The 19,732-nt window shown below is 49.9% G+C and carries 19 protein-coding genes; 18 read left to right on the forward strand and 1 reads right to left on the reverse strand.

Annotation, left to right across the window (positions count from 1 at the left end):
• Positions 1 to 42: 42 nt before the first annotated feature.
• Positions 43 to 2,127: a TonB-dependent receptor family protein gene (locus tag G441_RS0112265; protein ID WP_034475087.1), complete on the reverse strand. Its 2,085-nt coding sequence runs from the start codon at positions 2,125 to 2,127 to the stop codon at positions 43 to 45.
• Between the two features lie 341 nt (positions 2,128 to 2,468).
• Between G441_RS0112265 and G441_RS0112270 the strand changes: the two genes are divergently transcribed.
• The 18 genes from G441_RS0112270 to G441_RS0112355 all read left to right on the forward strand — a co-directional run bounded on the left by G441_RS0112270 (position 2,469) and on the right by G441_RS0112355 (position 19,718).
• The gene (locus G441_RS0112270) at positions 2,469 to 3,296 is read left to right on the forward strand and encodes a type IV pilus biogenesis protein PilM (protein WP_156896367.1); all 828 of its coding nucleotides are present in this window, start codon (positions 2,469 to 2,471) and stop codon (positions 3,294 to 3,296) included.
• Positions 3,293 to 3,901 carry a hypothetical protein gene (locus G441_RS0112275; protein ID WP_026376624.1) on the forward strand — a complete coding sequence of 203 codons (609 nt, stop codon included), beginning with the start codon at positions 3,293 to 3,295 and terminating at the stop codon, positions 3,899 to 3,901. Before G441_RS0112270 ends, G441_RS0112275 begins: the two co-directional genes overlap by 4 nt.
• On the forward strand, positions 3,894 to 4,544 hold the full coding sequence (gene gspM / locus G441_RS0112280) for a type II secretion system protein GspM (RefSeq protein WP_026376625.1): 651 nt from the start codon (positions 3,894 to 3,896) through the stop codon (positions 4,542 to 4,544). Before G441_RS0112275 ends, gspM begins: the two co-directional genes overlap by 8 nt.
• Entirely contained in the window at positions 4,537 to 4,902 is a 366-nt protein-coding gene (locus tag G441_RS0112285) for a hypothetical protein (RefSeq protein ID WP_156896368.1), read from the forward strand. The genes gspM and G441_RS0112285 overlap by 8 nt, the downstream gene beginning before the upstream one ends.
• Positions 4,883 to 6,550 carry a pilus (MSHA type) biogenesis protein MshL gene (gene mshL, locus G441_RS0112290; RefSeq protein WP_026376627.1) on the forward strand — a complete coding sequence of 556 codons (1,668 nt, stop codon included), beginning with the start codon at positions 4,883 to 4,885 and terminating at the stop codon, positions 6,548 to 6,550. The genes G441_RS0112285 and mshL overlap by 20 nt, the downstream gene beginning before the upstream one ends.
• Positions 6,551 to 6,552: 2 nt before the next feature.
• The gene (locus G441_RS0112295) at positions 6,553 to 7,461 is read left to right on the forward strand and encodes an ExeA family protein (RefSeq protein ID WP_026376628.1); all 909 of its coding nucleotides are present in this window, start codon (positions 6,553 to 6,555) and stop codon (positions 7,459 to 7,461) included.
• Entirely contained in the window at positions 7,458 to 8,522 is a 1,065-nt protein-coding gene (locus G441_RS0112300) for a tetratricopeptide repeat protein (RefSeq protein ID WP_026376629.1), read from the forward strand. The genes G441_RS0112295 and G441_RS0112300 overlap by 4 nt, the downstream gene beginning before the upstream one ends.
• Complete coding sequence (locus tag G441_RS18620) at positions 8,519 to 10,288, forward strand: GspE/PulE family protein (RefSeq protein WP_084407363.1); 1,770 nt, start codon at positions 8,519 to 8,521, stop codon at positions 10,286 to 10,288. The genes G441_RS0112300 and G441_RS18620 overlap by 4 nt, the downstream gene beginning before the upstream one ends.
• A complete protein-coding gene (locus tag G441_RS0112310) occupies positions 10,275 to 11,504 on the forward strand; it encodes a type II secretion system F family protein (protein ID WP_026376630.1) in 1,230 nt (409 codons plus the stop codon). Before G441_RS18620 ends, G441_RS0112310 begins: the two co-directional genes overlap by 14 nt.
• Positions 11,505 to 11,506: 2 nt before the next feature.
• Positions 11,507 to 12,031 carry a hypothetical protein gene (locus G441_RS0112315; RefSeq protein WP_026376631.1) on the forward strand — a complete coding sequence of 175 codons (525 nt, stop codon included), beginning with the start codon at positions 11,507 to 11,509 and terminating at the stop codon, positions 12,029 to 12,031.
• Between the two features lie 17 nt (positions 12,032 to 12,048).
• Complete coding sequence (locus G441_RS0112320) at positions 12,049 to 12,654, forward strand: type IV pilin protein (protein WP_026376632.1); 606 nt, start codon at positions 12,049 to 12,051, stop codon at positions 12,652 to 12,654.
• 50 nt (positions 12,655 to 12,704) lie between these two features.
• A complete protein-coding gene (locus G441_RS0112325) occupies positions 12,705 to 13,259 on the forward strand; it encodes a prepilin-type N-terminal cleavage/methylation domain-containing protein (protein WP_205622182.1) in 555 nt (184 codons plus the stop codon).
• A 21-nt stretch (positions 13,260 to 13,280) separates the two neighbouring features.
• Complete coding sequence (locus G441_RS0112330) at positions 13,281 to 13,829, forward strand: prepilin-type N-terminal cleavage/methylation domain-containing protein (RefSeq protein ID WP_026376634.1); 549 nt, start codon at positions 13,281 to 13,283, stop codon at positions 13,827 to 13,829.
• Positions 13,819 to 14,397 carry a type IV pilus modification PilV family protein gene (locus G441_RS0112335; protein ID WP_026376635.1) on the forward strand — a complete coding sequence of 193 codons (579 nt, stop codon included), beginning with the start codon at positions 13,819 to 13,821 and terminating at the stop codon, positions 14,395 to 14,397. Before G441_RS0112330 ends, G441_RS0112335 begins: the two co-directional genes overlap by 11 nt.
• Positions 14,397 to 15,248, forward strand: coding sequence for a PulJ/GspJ family protein (locus G441_RS0112340; RefSeq protein ID WP_034475041.1), 852 nt, complete (start codon positions 14,397 to 14,399; stop codon positions 15,246 to 15,248). Before G441_RS0112335 ends, G441_RS0112340 begins: the two co-directional genes overlap by 1 nt.
• Before the next feature lies 1 nt (position 15,249).
• Complete coding sequence (locus G441_RS0112345; protein WP_240485133.1) at positions 15,250 to 15,678, forward strand: type II secretory pathway protein; 429 nt, start codon at positions 15,250 to 15,252, stop codon at positions 15,676 to 15,678.
• Position 15,679: 1 nt separating this feature from the next.
• The gene (locus G441_RS0112350; RefSeq protein WP_034475045.1) at positions 15,680 to 18,487 is read left to right on the forward strand and encodes a DUF6701 domain-containing protein; all 2,808 of its coding nucleotides are present in this window, start codon (positions 15,680 to 15,682) and stop codon (positions 18,485 to 18,487) included.
• 187 nt (positions 18,488 to 18,674) lie between these two features.
• Positions 18,675 to 19,718 carry a rod shape-determining protein gene (locus tag G441_RS0112355; RefSeq protein WP_026376639.1) on the forward strand — a complete coding sequence of 348 codons (1,044 nt, stop codon included), beginning with the start codon at positions 18,675 to 18,677 and terminating at the stop codon, positions 19,716 to 19,718.
• Positions 19,719 to 19,732: the final 14 nt, after the last annotated feature.

Consider the following 19,732-nt stretch of genomic DNA (forward strand, 5'->3'; position numbering starts at 1 on the left):
AACTGAATGCATTTCAGCCCCGCCTAATGCGGGGCTGTTTTTTTAAAAACTGTATTCAATACCTGCGAATATCTGGCGAGGTCTGCCAGGGAAGTAACGGTCACCGCTGAATACTGTGAAATCGGCTCGCTCTGCATAGTCCTCATCGGTCAGGTTAGTCATGCGCAGTCTCAGCATTATGTTCTTCTGCAGGGTGTAGTTGATATACACATTAAGTAAGTCGTGACCGTCATACTGATGAAGGTTTTCGGCATCAGTGTAGTACTTGCCCATGTGTTGCCACTGTAGAGCGACGCGAGTGGCATCAGAAGGTGCCCAGCTTAGTTGAACAGTGCCAAACCAGCGGGGTGCAGAATCCATTTCGTTACCATTGATATTGATGCCATCAAGCAGTTCATCGTAATGGTACGTGTGTATGGCATAGGTTGCGGCAACGGTTAGCTGCCAATTTTCTGATAAACGCTGCCAGCTCTCCAGCTCAATACCGCTGTGTAAAGAGTGTCCATTACTGACATTAAAAAAGTTGCTGTCGCGAAAGATAAAATTATCCTTCTCCATGCGATATAGCGACACATTTGCAGCTGAGTCGACAGTCAGATATTTAACGCCAACCTCAAGGTTGTCTGCCCGCACGGAAGATAGATCAGCAACCTGCTGGTCTCGCTGCAAGCGATACAGTTCTGTAGCCTGGGGGGCTCTGAAACCACGCGATGCATTGCCGTAAATCCGCACACTTTCGCTAACCGCATAGCTCACCCCAAGTTTAGGTGACAGGTTCGAAAAGCTGTCAGTGCGATCGCCTGGACGACTGTATCTGCATCCTCCAAAACCACACTGACTGCCATCTTCACGACTACGTCCGTCGAGCATAAGATTGTCATACTCATAGCGCATTTTTTCATATCGCAGTCCAACGCTGAAAAGCCAGCTTTCTTGTTGCCATTCAACATGGGCATAGGGTGAGAGCATGGTGGCATCCACCTGATAGTCATAATGGAGACCTTGCGGAACCGTTGCCTGCAAAAAGGCAGAACCGGACGTTGGATTGGGTTGAAACTGGCGCAGTGCGCCGTCGGTAACTTCTGTGTCTGCACCTACGGTGATGCTAAGTGAGTCGTTGAGCACATGTCGCCACGCGGTCAATAGTCCTACGCTGTCCTGTTCATTTTGTTCATAGGGATCGCCCGGCAGAAAATGCATGCGAAAGTCCATCGACTGCACACGCAAATAGGGTGTGAAGGTCAATGAGGATTGCGATGAAATCGCCCAATCCCAGCGTGACCATGCCCGCAGTGAACGTGCTTTACGATAGGCCTCGGGGTCAAAATTCTGCTGAGCGATATCGTCGTCTTTATACGCCTCGAAGCCGGTGATGTAGGCAGCCGTTTTCTGGTCAAGATTGGTATACGTCAGCCCGTTGCTCACACGCAAGTCATCTGTTTCAAAGCGAGAATGCAGATTCACTTTTTCTTGCATGACGCTTTCATCATCGCGGTATCCACTGTCGCGAGTGATGCTGACATTCATGCCAATACCACCCTGTTTGGTTTCTGCGCCGGCGCTCAGTTTGGCACGCTTGTAGCCGAATGAACCGAGTTCGAGACTACCCCACTCACCATTGTCGATAGCATTTCGCGTGATGACATTAACGACGCCATGAATCGCATTTGAACCGTAAAAGGCGCTGCCGGGGCCCTTTAATACATCGATACGCTCGGCCAACTCAGTGTGAGCTTCGAACAGCTCATTGATATTACAAAATCCGGCTGCACGAAGAGGGATACCATCTTCAAGAGTTAATAATCCGCCACAGGCGCCTGCGCCGCTCAGCACCTGAGAGCGCAGCGCGGGCAAATACTCCTGTCCATTGCCGCGGTGAAAGTTAGCACCAGCGATCGTGCTTAACGTTTCCTGGATGTGAGTAGAAGAAAGTTGGTTTAGCTGACTTTCACTGACGATAGAAACTGATACAGGCAACGAGAAAACATCGCTTGCAACCCGTGTCGCGGTTGTCGTAATGCGCTCAATATCAGCGTCTTTTGTCTGTCCCAGGCTTGAGCCGCAGACAAACGTCGTGAATAGCGCAAAGTATGCGGCTGCACCTTTTTTTCTCGAAAAATGAAGCAATCTGACACCTGTAAATAATCGAAAACTCATCCAAGCCAACAAGCGAAGCTATAGCCTACGTTAGCCGTTATACAATACGAAAGAAAAAGCGATTCCGTTCAAGGCTCGTAGCAAAAAGCCTCAACTGCTCTATGTATTTGAAAGTCAGTGGGCTTTTTATTCTTTACTAGGCTGCAGTATGCGCTAGCACTTTGTCACAATCTTTGCTGTAATTGCAGTAATACTTTGCAATGTGATACGCGGCAATGCGAATTGGTTGGCGACAATACTTAAAACGAAAGCTGACAGCATCATCACCATTTTCTTCTATCGGTTTAGGATTCACCGCTGAGGCGGTACACGTGTCTGCGTTTAAAGGTGAAAACGACACTGCTACATGGTCGCATCAGCAGACCTTTGGTCAACAGAATTGGCCAGTCAAACTGGCGCAATGGATTAAGCAAATTGGTGCCCAAGGCACCCCCTGTCATGTTGTTTACTCGATTGACTGGTATCAACTGCTTCAGGTCGATCGCCCGCAGGTTGAAGCAGCCGAAATATCGCAAGCACTGAGCTGGTCAATTCAGGACATTATCCAAACAGACAAAGCACAATTCATCGACTATTTTGATCCGCCATGTCAGGTTGCTGGTGCGGACAAAGTGAATGTGGTGGCGATGCCCCAGGAACAACTGACACAGTTGGCTAAAGATATTCTCGATTGCGAGTTGGACCTGCAATCAATTGGCATTGAAGAGCTGGCAATATGTGAGCTGCTGCCTGTTTCCGATGAGGCAATCATCACACTTGTGCAAGAGCCTGGACAGGAAATCTGTCTGAATATTGTTAAACAGGGCAACCTGTATTTTTCCCGTCGTTTGAAAGGCTTTGAAAATCTGGCCAGCTTCAGCGAGAGTGAGCTGCAAATGGGAGTCGTCGATTCACTTTGCGTGCAGGTGCAGCGCTCTATGGATTATTTTGACAGTCAGCTGCGCCAAGCCCCCGTAAAGCGTATTCTGATTGCGGTTGATTCGCCGGTGACAGAAGCGCTAGCTAAACAAATCCAGCAGCTGGTGTTGATCCCGGTTGAACCATTATCGTTAAGCATCACCCATGCACAGGACTTAAATGCAGATGCAGCAAGCTTTATCAGCCTGGGCGCGGCTCTGACCCGGAGTGCTGCGTCATGAAAAACAGAATCAACTTATACCAAACTCCCCTTCATCCGCAGCTTGAGTTGGTTACTGTCAGTAGTACGTTGGCGGTATGGGGGCTTTGCGTTGTAGTCTTGCTGGTCGTATTTGCTGGTCTGCAAAGAGTTGCCATTCGCGATAGTCAGCAACTGTCTTCTACACAGCAGAAGATACAAACACAGACGTTATATCTGGATTCACTCAAACAGGCGCTGGCAAATCGGGGACAGGACCCAGTCCTGATTGAACAGCTTGAATCACTGCAGATTGAATATGATGACCGACAGCGGCTGCTAATGCTATTAAACGATGGCCAATTTGCTAATCAACGCGGCTTTGCCAGCTTAATGGCTGATCTGGCAACCTTTCATCACCAACAGGTGGCGCTGACGCGGATTGCGGCTACCGGTCAGGCACTGCAATTTGAGGGGAAGGTAAGCGACCCCAGTGTGTTGCCCCAGTGGCTGGGCGGACTTGCCGATGCTCCCTATTTTACAGGTGCTGAATTCAGCGCAGTGAGCTTATTTCGTGATGACAACGGGCTTCATTTCACGTTGACGTCCAACCCCTCGAGCCAGCGTAAGGGGAAAACAAGTGAATAGATGGCAGAAAATTAATCAGTCATTTCTTGCTTTGTCCATGCGCGAGCGCTTAATGGTGTTGGTGGGCGGCGCAATATTGTTCGTCATCGCACTTTATGTGTTGCTTATTGAGCCAACGATGCAAGGACATGCTCAAGTCAAACAGCGGCTATCGACAGCGAGTGTTCAATTACAGAGTCTGGCCACGCAGGAACAGGCGTTAAAACTTCAATTGGCTGAAGATCCTAATCAAAGTGTCAACGCGCGGATCACGCGCGTGAAGCAAATGCTCGAAGAAGCCGATAACCTGTTAGGCGAAAAGTTACAGCAACTGGTGCCCGCCCGTCAGATGCCTGAGTTATTGAAAAATTTGCTGGCCAAAAATGACGGTGTCACGCTGCTTGAAATGCGTTCTATCGCCCCTCAGGCTATTACATTGTCGGAGCAACAGAAAGACAAGGAAACGCTGTTGTTCAGGCACGGGGTAGCACTGTCGTTGGAGGGACCATATGGTGCCATCAGGCAGTATCTGACTGAGCTGGAAAATTTACCCTGGCAGTTTCAGTGGCGGGAGTTTGACTACACGGTGAGTCAATACCCGAACGCACAAGTCAGGTTGGAGATATTTACGGTGAGTACCAATGAAGCATTTATTGGTGTGTAGGATAGTTGGCTTGCTGATTGCGGTGCTTGGATGCGGTGCCGTGATGGCACAGCAGGCAATGGTGACAGATCCCACGCGCCCGCTAAGCGATAAGCTAAATATGTCGAATGTCGGCGGCGGTCAAAACGGTTTTTACAGGCTTAATCTGCAGGCCATTGTGGTCAAACAGGATAGTCAGTACGCGATCATTAACGACCAGACATATGGCGTAGGCGACGCGCTGGGCGGCATGATAATCACTAACATTGATAAAACCGGAATTGAGATAAGCAACGTGATTGACGGCGTGGAAATGACGCGAAGAATTGTATTGGATAAGCAAAGTGATATTAAAAAACATGCTACCGAAACTTACTAATAGTGCTCTGTTGGTAGGCGCCGTCATTCTGTTGACAGGCTGCCAAAGTACGCAACCAAGCCATGTTGAGACAGCACTGAAACATGACCTGTTGACCCAGGAAGAACGCGCAGCGGCGAAGCAGCCAACCACTTTACAAGCACTTCCTGATGCTGTTTCAGAAGCGCTGATGGCCCCGGTGAATGCATCGTCGGGTGATGAATTGCAAGGCGAGGAACGCTTTGATGTGTTGGCCAAAGATGTCTCCGCTGCCAGCTTCTTTGCTGGTCTGGTGAAAGATACGCCTTACAGCGTTGCGATTCATCCTGAAGTGAATGGCAAAATCTCTCTCGATCTCAAACAGGTTACGCTGCCCGAGGTGTTTGATCTGGTCGCTGATCTTTACGGGTTTGAAATTGAACAGCGTCGCACCATTTATCGCGTCCTGCCCTCAGGCATGCGCACCGAAACCTTTGCTGTGAATTATTTATTAATGCAGCGTGATGGTCAGACCCAGACCAGTATTATTTCTGGCGGTGTATCGCAAGCAGAGAATGGTAATCGCGGTAACAATAACGGTAATTTCAACAACTTCAGTGGCAACGCACAGAACGGCAATAATCTGGGCGGCGGGATGAACAGCAACAACATTAATGGTACCCGTCTTAGTACGCGTTCAGAAACTGACTTCTGGAAGGAGTTGCAGCAGACGTTGCAATCCATGGTCGGTGGCGGCGATGGTCGCAGCGTATTTGTTACGCCTCAGGCAGGTCTTGTAACGGTTCGGGCCATGCCTGATGAAATCCGGGCAGTGCGGGATTTTCTGCAGGTATCGGAAGAGATTGTGCAACGCCAGGTGGTGCTTGAAGCGCGTATCCTTGAAGTAGTGTTAAATGATGAGTTTCAACAGGGGATCAACTGGAATCAGGTACTGGCAAACTCTGGTAGTACAGACTTTGAATTTTCAACTAGTGCCGGTTTGTTGGGTAACGATATTACCTCTTCACTAGGCGGCCTGACTACGCTGTCGTTCATTAATCAGGATTTTAGCGGTGTGTTGTCATTGCTGTCGACACAGGGCAATGTGCAGGTACTTTCCAGTCCGCGAGTGACGGCGACAAACAACCAAAAGGCCGTAATAAAAGTGGGTGACGATGAGTACTTCGTGACCGACGTCAGCAGTCAGAATACTATCACCTCAACAACCACATCGGTGGTACCCGACATTGAGCTAACGCCGTTTTTCTCAGGCATTGCGCTGGACGTCACGCCGCAAATTGATAAGCAGGGCAGTGTATTGCTGCACGTCCATCCCTCGGTTATCGAAACTGAGGAACAGGAAAAAGTCGTGGTGCTGAATCAGGAGCAGATCGTTCTGCCACTTGCGCAAAGCACTATTCGTGAATCCGACACGATTATTCGCGCTCAATCCGGCGAAATCGTGGTCATTGGCGGCTTAATGCAGTCGATTATCTCAGAGACTGACTCAAAGACACCGCTACTCGGTGACATTCCTTTGCTGGGTAACTTGTTCAAGAATCGCCGCGAGAAAGAGACTAAAAAAGAGCTGATTATTTTGCTCAAACCGACAGTCGTCGGTCCCAATACATGGCGTGAACAAATTCAGCGTTCCCAGCAACAGATGGCAGACTGGCTGTACGTGGAATAGTTATGTACCTGTATCACTTCGGGCTTAAAGAGCTGCCGTTCACATTAACACCTAACACCAGTTACTTCTTTGGCTTGCCGAGCCATAAAGAAGCCCTGAACGTGTTAATTACGGCGTTGAAAACCGGAGAAGGCTTTATAAAAGTAACGGGCGAAGTCGGCACGGGCAAAACATTGATATGCCGGAAATTACTTAATGAATTGCCGCAGCATTTTCACACTGCCTACATACCAAACCCATACTTATCACCGCCTGAACTGCGTCGCGCGGTGGCGAGTGAACTAGGGGTTGAACTGACTGAGCAGGCTGACCCTCAGGAATTTACGCAACGTATTCAACAGCGTCTCATCGATATCCATAAGCAGCGCAAAGCAGTGGTGCTTATTATCGACGAAGCACAGGCGCTACCTGTTGAAAGCATCGAGGCCTTACGCCTGATCACGAATCTTGAGACTGAATCAAATAAGTTGCTTCAGGTGGTGTTATTTGGTCAGCCGGAATTGGATGACAAACTTGCTTTGCCTGAGCTCAGACAGTTAAAACAGCGCATTACATTCTCTTATGCGCTGCGATTGATGGATGCTGATCAGCTCTATCAGTACGTCAGACATCGGCTGCACGTAGCCGGCTACACTGGCCCGGAGCTGTTTACCAAGCCACTGTGTAAAGCGTTATTTAAAGCCAGCAAGGGCACGCCGAGGATCGTCAATGTGTTGTGTCACAAGGTCTTGATGCTTGCTTATGGAGAAGGTCAAACAAGTCTGTCGCGGCGCTATATTATGCTTGCCGCCAAGGACACCGAAGCGGCATCGTCACCGGGGCAGACCTACTGGCTAGCATGGAGCAGTTTGCTGGTCCTGTGTGTGGCATTTGTGGCGATGGTCTATTTTTACCCAAGGTGGGCAGTATGAGCGTGGTGAATAAGATGCTCAACGACCTTGAGCAGAGAAAGGCCGATGAGCAACCCGTTAACGCTGATTATCAGCCGCCCGTACGTCGTTCATTGCGAGTGTGGGTTTGGGCATTGCTGGCAGCAGTTATTATTGCTGCATTGCTGGCAATGTACTGGCCATTGCAAACCCAGCCCCCCACCGCAACGGCAGACAAGGCGTCAAGTACCGAGGTCAATGCAGTACCCTTAAAGCCGAAAGCGATGCAAAAGCAAGTCACTGCTGCTGCCGATGATAAGACTGAAAAACAAGCCACAGTGACTGTTACACAAGAACGCCCAGTCGACGTCGCCGCTGATGATGTTGAAACGGATGAGCCTGTGGCTAACGTAAAGCCTGAGCAGGAAGATCAGCAAAAAAATACGTCGTCTCAACCTATTCAGAGTGAAGAAGAAAGTGAAGGCCTGATGCAGGTCAAGCGCCAGCCGCAGGCGCCCGACGCCGCAGTATCACTGCGTCAGCAGGCGGAAAAAGCACTGGCCGAAAATAATAAGCCTGCGGCGGTCGCGGCCCTTGAGTCACTGTTAAAACGTGAGCCCGAAAATCTTGTCCTGCGTAAGCGCCTGGCGTCATTACACTTTGCATTAAATAATTCGTCTCGCACGGAACAGCTTTTAAGGGACGGGCTTGAGCAACAGCCACAGGCGGCTGATATACGACTTATGCTAGCTCGCTTACACGCCAATCAAGGTGAGTCGGAAACAGCGTTGCAAGTATTGCTTGCCCAGCAGGTTAGCGCTGAGCTTTACCCAGACTATATCAATTTGCGGGCCGGACTGGCTGAACGTCTTGGTCAGGATGAGCAAGCACAGAAAGACTTTACCCTGTTATTGCAAACTGACAAACAGCAGGCGCGCTGGTGGCTTGGACTGGCTGTCAGTCTGGAGCGTCAGCAGCGGTTCGCCGAAGCATATGAGTCGTACGTACGTGCCAAACAGGTCAACCGTCAGCACGCCCAATTAGATGTCTCAGTGCTTAATTTTATCGATCAGAGGCTCAGCGAATTGGAGAACGCATCATGAACGTGAAAATGCGTGTGCGACTCGGTGACCTGCTTGTGCAGCAAGGTGCAATAACCGATGAGCAGCTCCAGCAAGCGTTAACAGAGCAGCGCAAAACCGGACGCAAGCTGGGTGCGACTGTGATTAACATGGGTCTGGTATCTGAACAGCAATTGCTGACGATTTTGTCGCAGCATCTGAACGTGCCGCTTATCGATATTGATCATTATCGTATTAATCAACAGGCCGTTAAGTTACTTCCTGAAGTGCAGGCACGACGCTATCGCGCGTTGGTACTGGATGATAAAGGCGAGTCACTGCTAGTAGGGATGAGTGATCCCGCCGACCTCGCGGCCGTGGATAGCCTGACAGAGCTGTTACCTAAACCGATGGAACTGGCCGTTGTCAGTGAAAGTCAGCTGTTCAGTGCCTATGACAACTTCTATCGCCGAACAGAAGATATTGCGTCGTTTGCGCAAGAATTAGCTGAGGAATATCAGCAGGATCAGGACTTTGAGCTGCTAGGCGGGCTTGAAAATGAGCAAGACACCGCCGTCGCCCGTCTGTTGCAATCAATCTTTGAAGATGCGGTGCAGACCAAAGCGTCCGACATTCATATTGAACCGGATGAGAATGCGCTGCGGATCAGACAGCGTGTGGACGGCGTGCTTCAGGAAAACGTCATCCAGGAAAAAAATATTGCCTCGGCGCTGGTACTGCGCCTGAAACTCATGTCAGGACTGGATATCTCTGAAAAACGTTTACCGCAGGATGGCCGAACGCACATGCGCATCAAGGGGCATAGCGTCGACATCAGGGTATCTACTATGCCTGTGCAGCACGGTGAGTCGGTGGTGATGCGTTTGCTCGACCAATCTGCAGGTGTGTTAACGCTGGAACAAACTGGCATGCCTACCGCCATGCTAAGTCGCTTTCGGAACTTGCTGCATCGCCCGCACGGGATGATTCTGGTCACCGGACCAACCGGCTCAGGTAAAACCACCACCTTGTATGGTGCGTTGAGTGAGTTGAATAAACCTGAATCAAAAATTATCACTGTAGAAGATCCGGTCGAGTATCGACTGCCAAGGATCAATCAGGTGCAAATCAACAACCGCATTGATTTGACCTTTTCCCATGTACTGCGCACCACATTGCGACAAGACCCAGACATCATCATGGTAGGTGAGATGCGTGACCATGAAACCGTCGAAATTGGCCTGCGAGGCGCATTGACAGGTCACCTCGTCCTTTCAACGCTGCACACCAATGACGCCATCTCAAGTGCAATACGCTTGTTAGATATGGGCGCGCCGGGCTATTTGGTTGCCAGTGCGCTGCGCGCCATCGTCGCCCAGCGTCTGGTGCGTAAGATTTGCGAGAACTGCGTCATTGATGATGAGCCTGATGCTGACGAGCTATTCTGGTTACAGCACCTTGATGAAAAGGCCGCAACAATCAATTTCAAAAAAGGCAGAGGCTGTCAGAAGTGCAATCAGACCGGCTATCGTGGACGGGTCGGTGTGTTTGAATTATTGGAAATGACCGATGCCATGATGAATGCGCTTAAGCAAAGCGATACCGTTGCCTTCGCAGAAGCAGCGAAACGCAGCATTGGCTATCAGCCACTCTCTCATGTGGCATTGACCTACGCAAAAATGGGTATCACGACCCTTGATGAAGTACTTAAACTGATAGAAATGGTCGCCGAGGAGCGTCGCGTCCCCGTTGCAACCGGGCAAAGTGAAAATGAAGCAGACGGAGCCGTAGATTATGGCGATGTTTGATTACACCGGCCGTGATGCCACCGGCCAGCTGACCACCGGCACTATTGACGCGCTTGATGCCTCAGCCGCCGCTCGGCAGTTAAAAGCGCGTAATGTGATACCCATCAATATTGCGCAGGCAAGCGTTGCGCAAAGTTCGACTCGGGCGCAGGAAATTAAGTGGTACACCCCAAAAGTCAAGCTGGATGATCTGGTGATTTTTGCGCGCCAGATGTACAGCCTGACTAAATCAGGTATTCCTATTTTGCGTGCTGTTAATGGTCTGGCGGATACAACCAACTCACCGCGAATGAAAGTGGCATTGTATGATGTTGCCGAGCAGCTTGAGCGCGGCAGAACCCTGTCTACCGCACTGAATATTCACGCTGATATTTTCAGTCAGCTGTTTGTTGCCATCGTGCATGTTGGTGAAAATACCGGTCGCCTGGATCAGGCCTTCTTGCAACTTTCTGAATATCTGGAACGCGAGCAGGAAACCCGTAAACAGATAAAAACGGCCACTCGATATCCAACCTTTGTGGTTATCGCATTGGTCATTGCCATGGTCATCATGAATGTCATGGTGATCCCAATTTTCGCCTCGATGTTCGATAAGTTTGGCGCAGAGCTGCCTCTGGCGACCCGATTCTTGTTGGGCATGTCAGACGCATTTATTCAGTACTGGCCGCATATGTTGGCAATCGTAACGGTGGCTATCATCGTATTGCGGCGCTATCTACAGACGCCAAAAGGGCGTTACTTCTGGGATCGCAGGAAAATCAAACTGCCTATTGTTGGCAGTATTTTCGAGCGTTCATTGCTTGGTCGTTTTGCCCGCTCATTTTCCATGATGCTTAATGCAGGCGTACCACTGACAACCGGGCTGAACCTCACTGCAGAAGCCGTTGATAATGCCTACATGGCTGATTTAATTATCACCATGCGACGCAATATTGAGCGTGGAGAAAGTTTGAGCCGCGTTGCGCAAAGTAGTGGCATGTTTACCCCGCTGGTGATGCAAATGATCAATGTCGGTGAGGAGACCGGACAAATCGATGAGATGCTGCAGGAAGCGGCAGAATTTTATGAGCGGGAAGTTGATTATGACCTGAAAAGCCTGACCGCTAAAATCGAACCTATTTTGATTTCCGTCGTGGCGGTCATGGTTGCCGTTCTGGCCCTCGGCATATTCACACCAATGTGGGATATGATGGGCGCTTATACGGGGCGGCGTTAAGTATGGCAGGAGAGTCGAGTCAGGTGTCCAGAACGCTGTTTATTAATATCGTCATTGTGGTCATATTTGTGATCCTCATGTCCCTGTTTGTGCGCCACTTCGGTAAACACGAGCCAGATATTGCTATTGCGGTCATGGAGACTATGGAAGAGGAAATGTCCCGGGCAGTGACCAGAGCGCACTATCAATGGCAGGCTGAGGGCAGGCCAGACCGTATCATTCTGATCTTTTATGATCGCAGCGGTGTCGAGACAGATCGAGTGCCGATAGAAATGGCAACAGAGGGTAAGTCGATAAGAGCAGGCTTTCCCTGGTTCCCTCACGACAGCGATGGCTGTGGGAAATTTTGGCAAACTATTTTGAACACACCGCTCAGTGTAGAAGGGTTTAAAGTGATTGCGGAGTACTACCCCGGTGAAGAAATTGGCGATAGACCAAGCGATGCCGTGTGCCGCTACCGTTTGTCACAAGGTGTGCATTTTGATTACCGAGTCTATGACGGTCAGACGTCAGGGCTTATACAATGATTAGTCAGGAGAGAGTGATGAATAAAGCAAGTGGACAACGCCAGTCAGGTTTTACGCTGATTGAACTGGTTATTGTAGTGGTGATACTCGGGCTTCTTGCCGCGACCGCAATCCCACGCTTTCTTGATGTCACTGAGGATGCTGAAGACGCGACCGTAGAGGGCGTTGCGGGTGGATTTGCGACCGGTGTCGGTCTGGTCAGAGCGCAATGGGAGATTGAAGGGCGTCCGCAGCAAAACGCAGACACCAATCTGAGCTTCGTCACTATCGAAGGGATTCAGGTAGGGGTAGACAAGGACACCGGTTACCCGACGGGTCAACTTAACAGCGATACCAGCAGTGAAGACAACGCGGTGATTGACGTGGATTGCGAGAGCATTTTCAATCTGATCATGCAAAGCGCGCCAACCATCACGTCTGACTGGTCAAACCGACCATTTGAGAATTTTCGCTACTTTACTAATGCCAGTGAAGGAACCGGCTCTGGCGGAAACGATCTGTGCTACTACTACCTGACACAGACAATAAAGAACATTAGTGAAGAACCCACCAACAACACCGTCGGCAACGGATTTATCTATGATCCGCGGATTGGGCAGGTAATAGTATTCAGTAATAATTAAGGCAGTTGCCAAACATGGCGAATTAAGGGATAAAGGCGCTATAAAAATTTATGGATAATCCATCTTTATATATTGAGGAAAGTAACATGCAACAACGTGGTTTCACCCTTATCGAACTGATCATCGTGATCGTTATCCTGGGGATTTTGGCGGTCACCGCCGCACCAAGATTTATCGATCTGCAATCTGATGCAACCTCGTCAACTCTTGAAGGCGTTAAAAGTGCACTTCAAGGTGGCTCTCAACTGGTTTATGCAAAATCAGCCATTGCAGGAAGCCAGGCCAGTCCAACGGGTAGCATTACACTTAATGGAAATACAGTTGCCACTGTTTTTGGCTATCCAGATGCAAATAACACAGCAAACATTGCAGAGTGGGTGGAGCTAACTGATTTTACCGTTACGGCAGGTGCTGGTGCGGGTGATCCACCTGACGATGCGACTGCTGCAGTCCCGGGTGGAAACACTTTTGGGATTTCTCCTAGTGGGTCGACACCTGATTTCACTGTAACCGCAGCTGACGGAGCAAGTTGTCATGTGCTTTACACCAATGCAACGAGTAGTACGACTTCTCCTACTATCAGTGTTGTCACCGGCGGCTGTTAAAGATACCTATTGTTATTAGTCGTGCATTTGTCACAACCATTAAATGCTAGAGGTTTCACCCTAATTGAGGTGGTTGTGGTACTTGCACTATTAGGCGCATTGGCGGTGTTTGCCGCCAGTCGCTTTTTAGGCACAGCGGGATTTGCTGAATATGCTTATCAGGTCCGCGCCGTGTCCGCATTACGGGCTATGCAACAGCGCGCGATGCAGGATAGTCGTCCCAGCTATTGTTTTCAGATTAATTTCATTCCCAGTGCCAGCGGCAATCCTGCATTTGGACCGCCGAGCGTAGACTATGCACCTGGCAATGCTGCGGCAACCTGCGCGACCTCAATAGATTTTAGCGGCCCTGAATATCTGCGCACCGACAGCGATGAAATGACGGGCGATGATATTACCCTAGATATTATCAATGGCGGAAATACTAACCAAACACTGATCGGGTTCGACACACTTGGCCGGCCTTTCACTGACGAAGGGGCGTGCGCATCAGGCTGTCGCATTACCATTAGCAATGAATTGACCGCGACGGTGTGCGTAGAGTCACAGGGTTACATCCATGCATGTTAGACGTGGATTTACCCTTATCGAAATCGTCGTTGGACTGGTGTTATTCAGTATCGTATTGCTGACCGTGACGACACTTATTGCACCGCAGGTCAGGCGAGGTGTTGACCCTATCTGGCAGGTAAGGGCAGCTGAACTTGCGCAGTCGCTGATGAATGAAATCAGTGCCAAGTCGTTCGATGAAGCTTCCAATCGGGGCGGCGGCATGACGCGCTGTAATGAAGGTACAGACTGCACGCCGAGTGCATCACTGGGGCCTGACGCGGGCGAAAGTCGGGATATTTTCGACGATGTTGATGACTATCACGGGCTGAATCAATCAGGCGCAGCCATTCTTAATACCCTGGGTAACCAACTAAGTGCTGAGGGCGTGAGCCTGTATGCCGGATTTACCGCACAGGTCAGCGTGTTCTACGATGACAACGTCGATGGTGTTAATGACGACGACACCGACGGTGATGGCACGCTGGATAGCGGCACCTATGTCGGCAATACAAAGTTAATTTCCGTCACTATCACTACGCCGGGTGGCGAACGCCTCGCTTTTTCGCGCCTCAGGAGCAACTTCTGATGTTGCACTACCGTGCTGGCTTCACCCTTATTGAGCTTGTAACTGTCATTGCCCTGCTTGGCGCTATTTCGATTGGCGTCGGGACGTTTCTGCGCAATACCACGCAAGCTTATCTGGACGTCTCAGAACGCGAGCAACTGCTTGGCGACAGTCGTTTTGTCGTTGAGCGATTAAATCGTGAAATTCGCGCTGCGCTGCCCGCTAGCTTACGGGTTACCGGCAATAGTGACGCACACTGTGTTGAATTTGTGCCCATCCAATGGAGCACGTTTTACACCTCGCTGCCGACCAGAAGCGCTGATGACGGCGAAATTAATGTCGTAGAGTTGTTTGATATTGATGGGAATGCGTTTAGCGGGCCAACTGGAATGACCGCATTTATTTATCCAACCCGCAATCAGGATGTCTACGACGCCAGTCTTGGCAGACAACAGGAGATTACGGCCTGTACCGATGACGGAGACGGTGACTGTGTCACTCAGGATGATGCAGACGGCATCGTACAGCTCAGTGTTGAGGGGCCTTTTACTCAACGCTCACCGGCATCACGGGTGTATATCGCCAGCACAGCGGTGTCATACTGTGCACGTAATAATGCAATCTATCGTCACGAGGGCGTCATTACGCAAAATCAAACCTTATATACCTCGGGTGGCGTACTCATGGCGGAAAATCTGGTTAATACGCTGTCCGCCAATCCAAGGTCACAATCCGCAGTCAGTGACGATCCATTTCGCGTTTATGACGCAACGTTGACCCGTAATGCAGTTGCGCATTTGCGATTACGATTTGCGCGTGGTGGAGAGCTAATCACATTCAACAATGAGGTACATATTCCCAATGTGCCATAATGTGAAAGGCCCACTCAGACAACGGGGTAGCTTACTGGTGATTTCTTTATTTGTGCTCATCGTCGGTGCGCTGCTTGGGGTGACAATGGTGCGGCTGTTATCAGCATCTTCCCAATCAGTGATTTACGAGGTCACGGGTCAGCGCGCCTTTAATGCGGCAAATAGCGGGCTACAGCAACTCCTGGCAGGCAGTTTTCCGGTTGGTGGTAGTCCAACGGTCTGTAATGGCACCATCACCAGTGATGCAGCCTTTTCGCAAATAGATGGGTTGCAAAACTGTCAGTATGAAGCGCGCTGCAGCACAACTGAGCTGCTGGTTGCGGGCCAGACTCGCCAGTATGTGCGGCTGTCCAGTACCGGATATTGCGCAGCAGGTAGTGTTATTGTCAGTAGAACAGTGGCGGCCGATGCCGTGCAGCAGGAGCAGTGAAGTGAGAAAAACGGTGATTTCATTATTGTCACTGGTTTCTACGTCATTACTGGCGGTGGAATGCAGTGTGGTATTCCCGGACGCAGCGTCCTCATTTAGTGAGACCGGTTCAGTCACATTTGCCAATAAAGGACAGCTTATCGGAAGTGACGGCCTGATTGACTTTGAAACAATTATTGACGATACCAAAAATAACGGCCCTAGCTGCGATGCTCAGTTTTGTGTGTCAACTGGTGACACATCTGAACCTTTAACTTTAGCACCATTTCAAACCTCGCCTGCCAATGTGACTGAAGTGGTTCCAAGTAACAGCAGTGCAACGCTTACAGGAGGTCTTTATCGTTCCATTACTGTCAATAGCAACTCTACGCTTAACCTAGTGCCAGGAATATATTGGGTTGAACAATTCAGAGTTGAAAGTAACGCTACAGTAAACGTCTTGGGTGATGGGGTCATTACCCTGTTTACGCAAAATGCAGTTATAGGTCCTGGTTCTGAAATTAATTTAAATGGAAGTGCTGAACAATCGCTAATTGTTAGCTACGGTGAAATAACCTTGCTTCAAGGAGCAGAATTTAAGGGCTTCCTGTATGCGCAAACCAGTATTACCGTGAGTCAGAATGCGGCGGTTACAGGCGGCGTTGCGACGCCATCATTGACAATGCAACAAAACTCTTCGATTGCGTATGATGCGGACGCAGTCGACGCCGCTAATTTTGCCGGGGCGTGTGAAGAGGCAGCAGAGGTTCCAGCATATTATCGATTGGTGCATGATGGTCAGGGGCTAACATGCGAAGCCGAAAATATGCAGTTAACGGCGTGCGCCGACGAAGCCTGCAGTGCCGTGTTACCGATTCCTGCGAATGTTATCCTGGAGCCACCCGACTGGGGAGCCATAAACATCTCGTTTATTGGTGAGACGGCGGTATCACTGACAATTCGGGATCCCGGTACCTACACCATCAGTATGCCAGATGCCGTGCCTGTCGCTCCGCTAGTCTGTGAGCCTAGCTGTGATATCGAATTTGTTGATGCCGGGCTGGCATTCTTCAACGCCACAACCGGCACATCAACGCTGGCGGACCAGATTGCAGAAACGCCGCTTGCCAGTATTGGCATTAAAGCGGTACGGGATGATAACGGCGTGTGTGCGGCTCTTGTTCAGGGCACGCAAGAGGTGTCACTGGGATACGACTGCATCTCCCCAACGTCTGACAGCTATTCCCCCGATATGTGTCGTGTGCCTTTCGCCGATATTCCTGTAAATGGCGATGGTACCGGATACAGTGACGGTACTGTCACTCTTGAGTTCGACGCATCTGGCCAGGCAACTTTGTCTGATTACAGCTATCCCGATGTGGGGAGACTGGCGCTTAGGGCATCTGCAGAAATTGATGGCGCGACCTTTACGTCTGGACAAAGCGTGGTTGATGTCATTCCATATCGAATACTTATGTTTGCCAGTGGGCTTACAACGCCAAAGCATATTGCTGGCGATCCGTTCACATTAAGGGTATTCGTTCTGGGTGCTCTGGGGAATTTGATGCCAGGCTATCAGCCCGGGCAATTACAGCTTTCTCTACAACGCACACTCCCGGCACCAGATGGTGTAGAAGGAGAGCTCTTTTATTCGGCAAATGACTCAATTACCAGCCAGCTAAATAATGCTTTTAGCGATGTTGTACCGATGAATTTCAGCAACGGTAGATACCAATATAGTGAGGCATATTACACTGAAGTAGGGGCAGCCACACTTGGATTGAAAGACAATAATTATCTAGGTAATGAATTAACAGTCAATCCAGTAAACCTCGGCCAGTTCCGTCCCGCCTACTTTGACATCATTCAGGTCGACACCGCAGAGTTGGGTGATGCTCATGGCCCGTTTACGTACGTTGGTCAGACGTTTGGTTTTGTTTCAGGCGCAGAGCCGGTTTTGCAGATCACCGCGAAAAACGCCCGTGAACAGACCACTAACAATTACGCCGATGCGCTATGGCAGCTGCTGCCTGATCAAACCGATGTAGAAAGCCAGATAAATTATATGGACAGTTCAGGCTATGCTGGGACGGCAACGGTTGTCAGTGCGGGCGACGCCCCTCTGCTTAGCGGTGTTGATGTATATGACGGACAGGCTTTACTGCAGATCAATAATGCCCAGTTCCGCTATGACAAGATCAACACTGAAAGTGAACCTTATGGCCCCGTCGAGCCATTTAATGGCAGTATAGATATGCTATTCACTAGCGCATTCTTAACTGATGGTGATGGCGTATGTTGGCAAAGTAATTATCCTGATGGTTGCGAGACGTTTACTATTGACAACATCATTGGCAATTCGCTTCGTTATGGACGACTTACATTACTCAATACCTACGGCCCAGAGACAGAAACACTCTATGTACCTATCATGGCAGAATATTTTGAGCAGGGAGAGTGGCGCCGTAATAGCCTGGATGACCTGACGCCGATCAATTACGCAAGTGCTGCCGGGCAGGTTGAACTGCAGCCTGTTGGTACACCTGATATCAGTGACTTGGTGGGCGCGCCATTTGCCACAGGATTGCTCAACGGTGGTCAGTCTGATGCAAACGATTTGCTGCTAAATGCACCTGGTGAAGGGAACACAGGGACAGTGCGCGTGTCGCTGGTAGAAGATGCAACAGATGCGTTTTGGTCAGAGTTTCTCAATGATGACTGGGATGATGATGGCGATATCGACAGCGATGATTTTCCCAGTGCTAACGTTTCATTTGGTCTTTTTCGCGGCAACGACAGAGTCATCCATTGGCGCGAAGTATTTGAGTGACGCTGCGGCTGGTTAGCGTCTGTTACAGAAAAGTTATTTTTTTGCCTCGTTGCTAACAAAAAACCGAAAAATAGTCGTTTTTTGCTATTTTTATAACTGGCACCAGTCCTTCGACTTGCTGAATATTCGGGGCATTGGTAAAGTTAGCGGATCGTTTATACCGCATTGATAAAGGCACGGTAATTCCATGTTTAAAAAGCTTCGAGGGATGTTTTCTAACGATCTGTCGATCGACCTCGGTACAGCAAATACGCTTATCTACGTAAAAGATCAGGGAATCGTTCTGAATGAGCCCTCAGTCGTTGCAATCCGTCAGGAACGCGCGGGTGGTCCGAAAAGCGTTGCCGCAGTGGGTGCTGAAGCAAAACGAATGTTGGGTCGTACACCCGGCAACATAAAAGCTATCAGGCCAATGAAAGACGGCGTTATTGCTGATTTCTATGTCACCGAAAAAATGCTACAGCATTTTATTAAGCAGGTGCATGACAATAATTTCCTGCGCCCAAGCCCTCGCGTGCTGGTGTGTGTACCCTGCGGTTCAACTCAGGTTGAGCGCCGTGCAATTCGTGAATCTGCGCTGGGTGCAGGCGCTCGCGAAGTGTATCTCATCGATGAACCTATGGCCGCAGCAATAGGTGCAGGGTTACCGGTGTCTGAGGCGACCGGTTCAATGGTAGTCGATATTGGTGGCGGAACCACTGAAGTTGCCATCATTTCATTGAATGGCGTGGTGTATTCATCATCTGTCCGAATCGGTGGTGACAAGTTTGACGAAGCTATCATCAACTACATTCGACGTAACTTTGGCTCCCTGATTGGTGAGGCAACAGCAGAGCGCATAAAACATGAAATAGGCGCTGCTTACCCTGGTGAAGAAGTCAAAGAAATCGAGGTGCGTGGGCGCAATCTGGCAGAGGGTGTGCCACGTGGATTTACTCTAAATAGCAACGAGATTCTGGAAGCGTTGCAGGAGCCTCTTACCGGTATTGTGTCGGCGGTGATGGTCGCGCTGGAGCAATCGCCTCCTGAGCTGGCGTCAGATATCTCTGAACGAGGCATGGTACTGACCGGTGGTGGTGCATTACTCAAAGACCTAGACCGTTTATTGATGGAAGAAACCGGCATTCCTGTGGTCATCGCAGACGATCCGCTCACGTGCGTTGCACGGGGCGGCGGTAAGGCGTTTGAGATGATCGACATGCACGGTGGCGACTTGTTCAGCTACGAATAATCTGAAGGTGGGGC

It is taken from the genome of Aestuariibacter salexigens DSM 15300 (assembly GCF_000429145.1).
GTDB classification, from domain to species: domain Bacteria; phylum Pseudomonadota; class Gammaproteobacteria; order Enterobacterales; family Alteromonadaceae; genus Aestuariibacter; species Aestuariibacter salexigens.

Excerpts from the sequence above, each read along its gene's own strand:
- G441_RS0112295 (WP_026376628.1), top strand. The coding sequence starts at position 6,553 with ATGTACCTGTATCACTTCGGGCTTAAAGAGCTGCCGTTCACATTAACA.
- G441_RS0112325 (WP_205622182.1), top strand. The coding sequence starts at position 12,705 with ATGGATAATCCATCTTTATATATTGAGGAAAGTAACATGCAACAACGT.
- G441_RS0112315 (WP_026376631.1), top strand. The coding sequence starts at position 11,507 with ATGGCAGGAGAGTCGAGTCAGGTGTCCAGAACGCTGTTTATTAATATC.
- G441_RS0112355 (WP_026376639.1), top strand. The coding sequence starts at position 18,675 with ATGTTTAAAAAGCTTCGAGGGATGTTTTCTAACGATCTGTCGATCGAC.
- G441_RS0112335 (WP_026376635.1), top strand. The coding sequence starts at position 13,819 with ATGCATGTTAGACGTGGATTTACCCTTATCGAAATCGTCGTTGGACTG.
- G441_RS0112275 (WP_026376624.1), top strand. The coding sequence starts at position 3,293 with ATGAAAAACAGAATCAACTTATACCAAACTCCCCTTCATCCGCAGCTT.
- G441_RS0112300 (WP_026376629.1), top strand. The coding sequence starts at position 7,458 with ATGAGCGTGGTGAATAAGATGCTCAACGACCTTGAGCAGAGAAAGGCC.
- mshL (WP_026376627.1), top strand. The coding sequence starts at position 4,883 with ATGCTACCGAAACTTACTAATAGTGCTCTGTTGGTAGGCGCCGTCATT.
- G441_RS0112320 (WP_026376632.1), top strand. The coding sequence starts at position 12,049 with ATGAATAAAGCAAGTGGACAACGCCAGTCAGGTTTTACGCTGATTGAA.
- G441_RS18620 (WP_084407363.1), top strand. The coding sequence starts at position 8,519 with ATGAACGTGAAAATGCGTGTGCGACTCGGTGACCTGCTTGTGCAGCAA.
- G441_RS0112340 (WP_034475041.1), top strand. The coding sequence starts at position 14,397 with ATGTTGCACTACCGTGCTGGCTTCACCCTTATTGAGCTTGTAACTGTC.
- G441_RS0112310 (WP_026376630.1), top strand. The coding sequence starts at position 10,275 with ATGGCGATGTTTGATTACACCGGCCGTGATGCCACCGGCCAGCTGACC.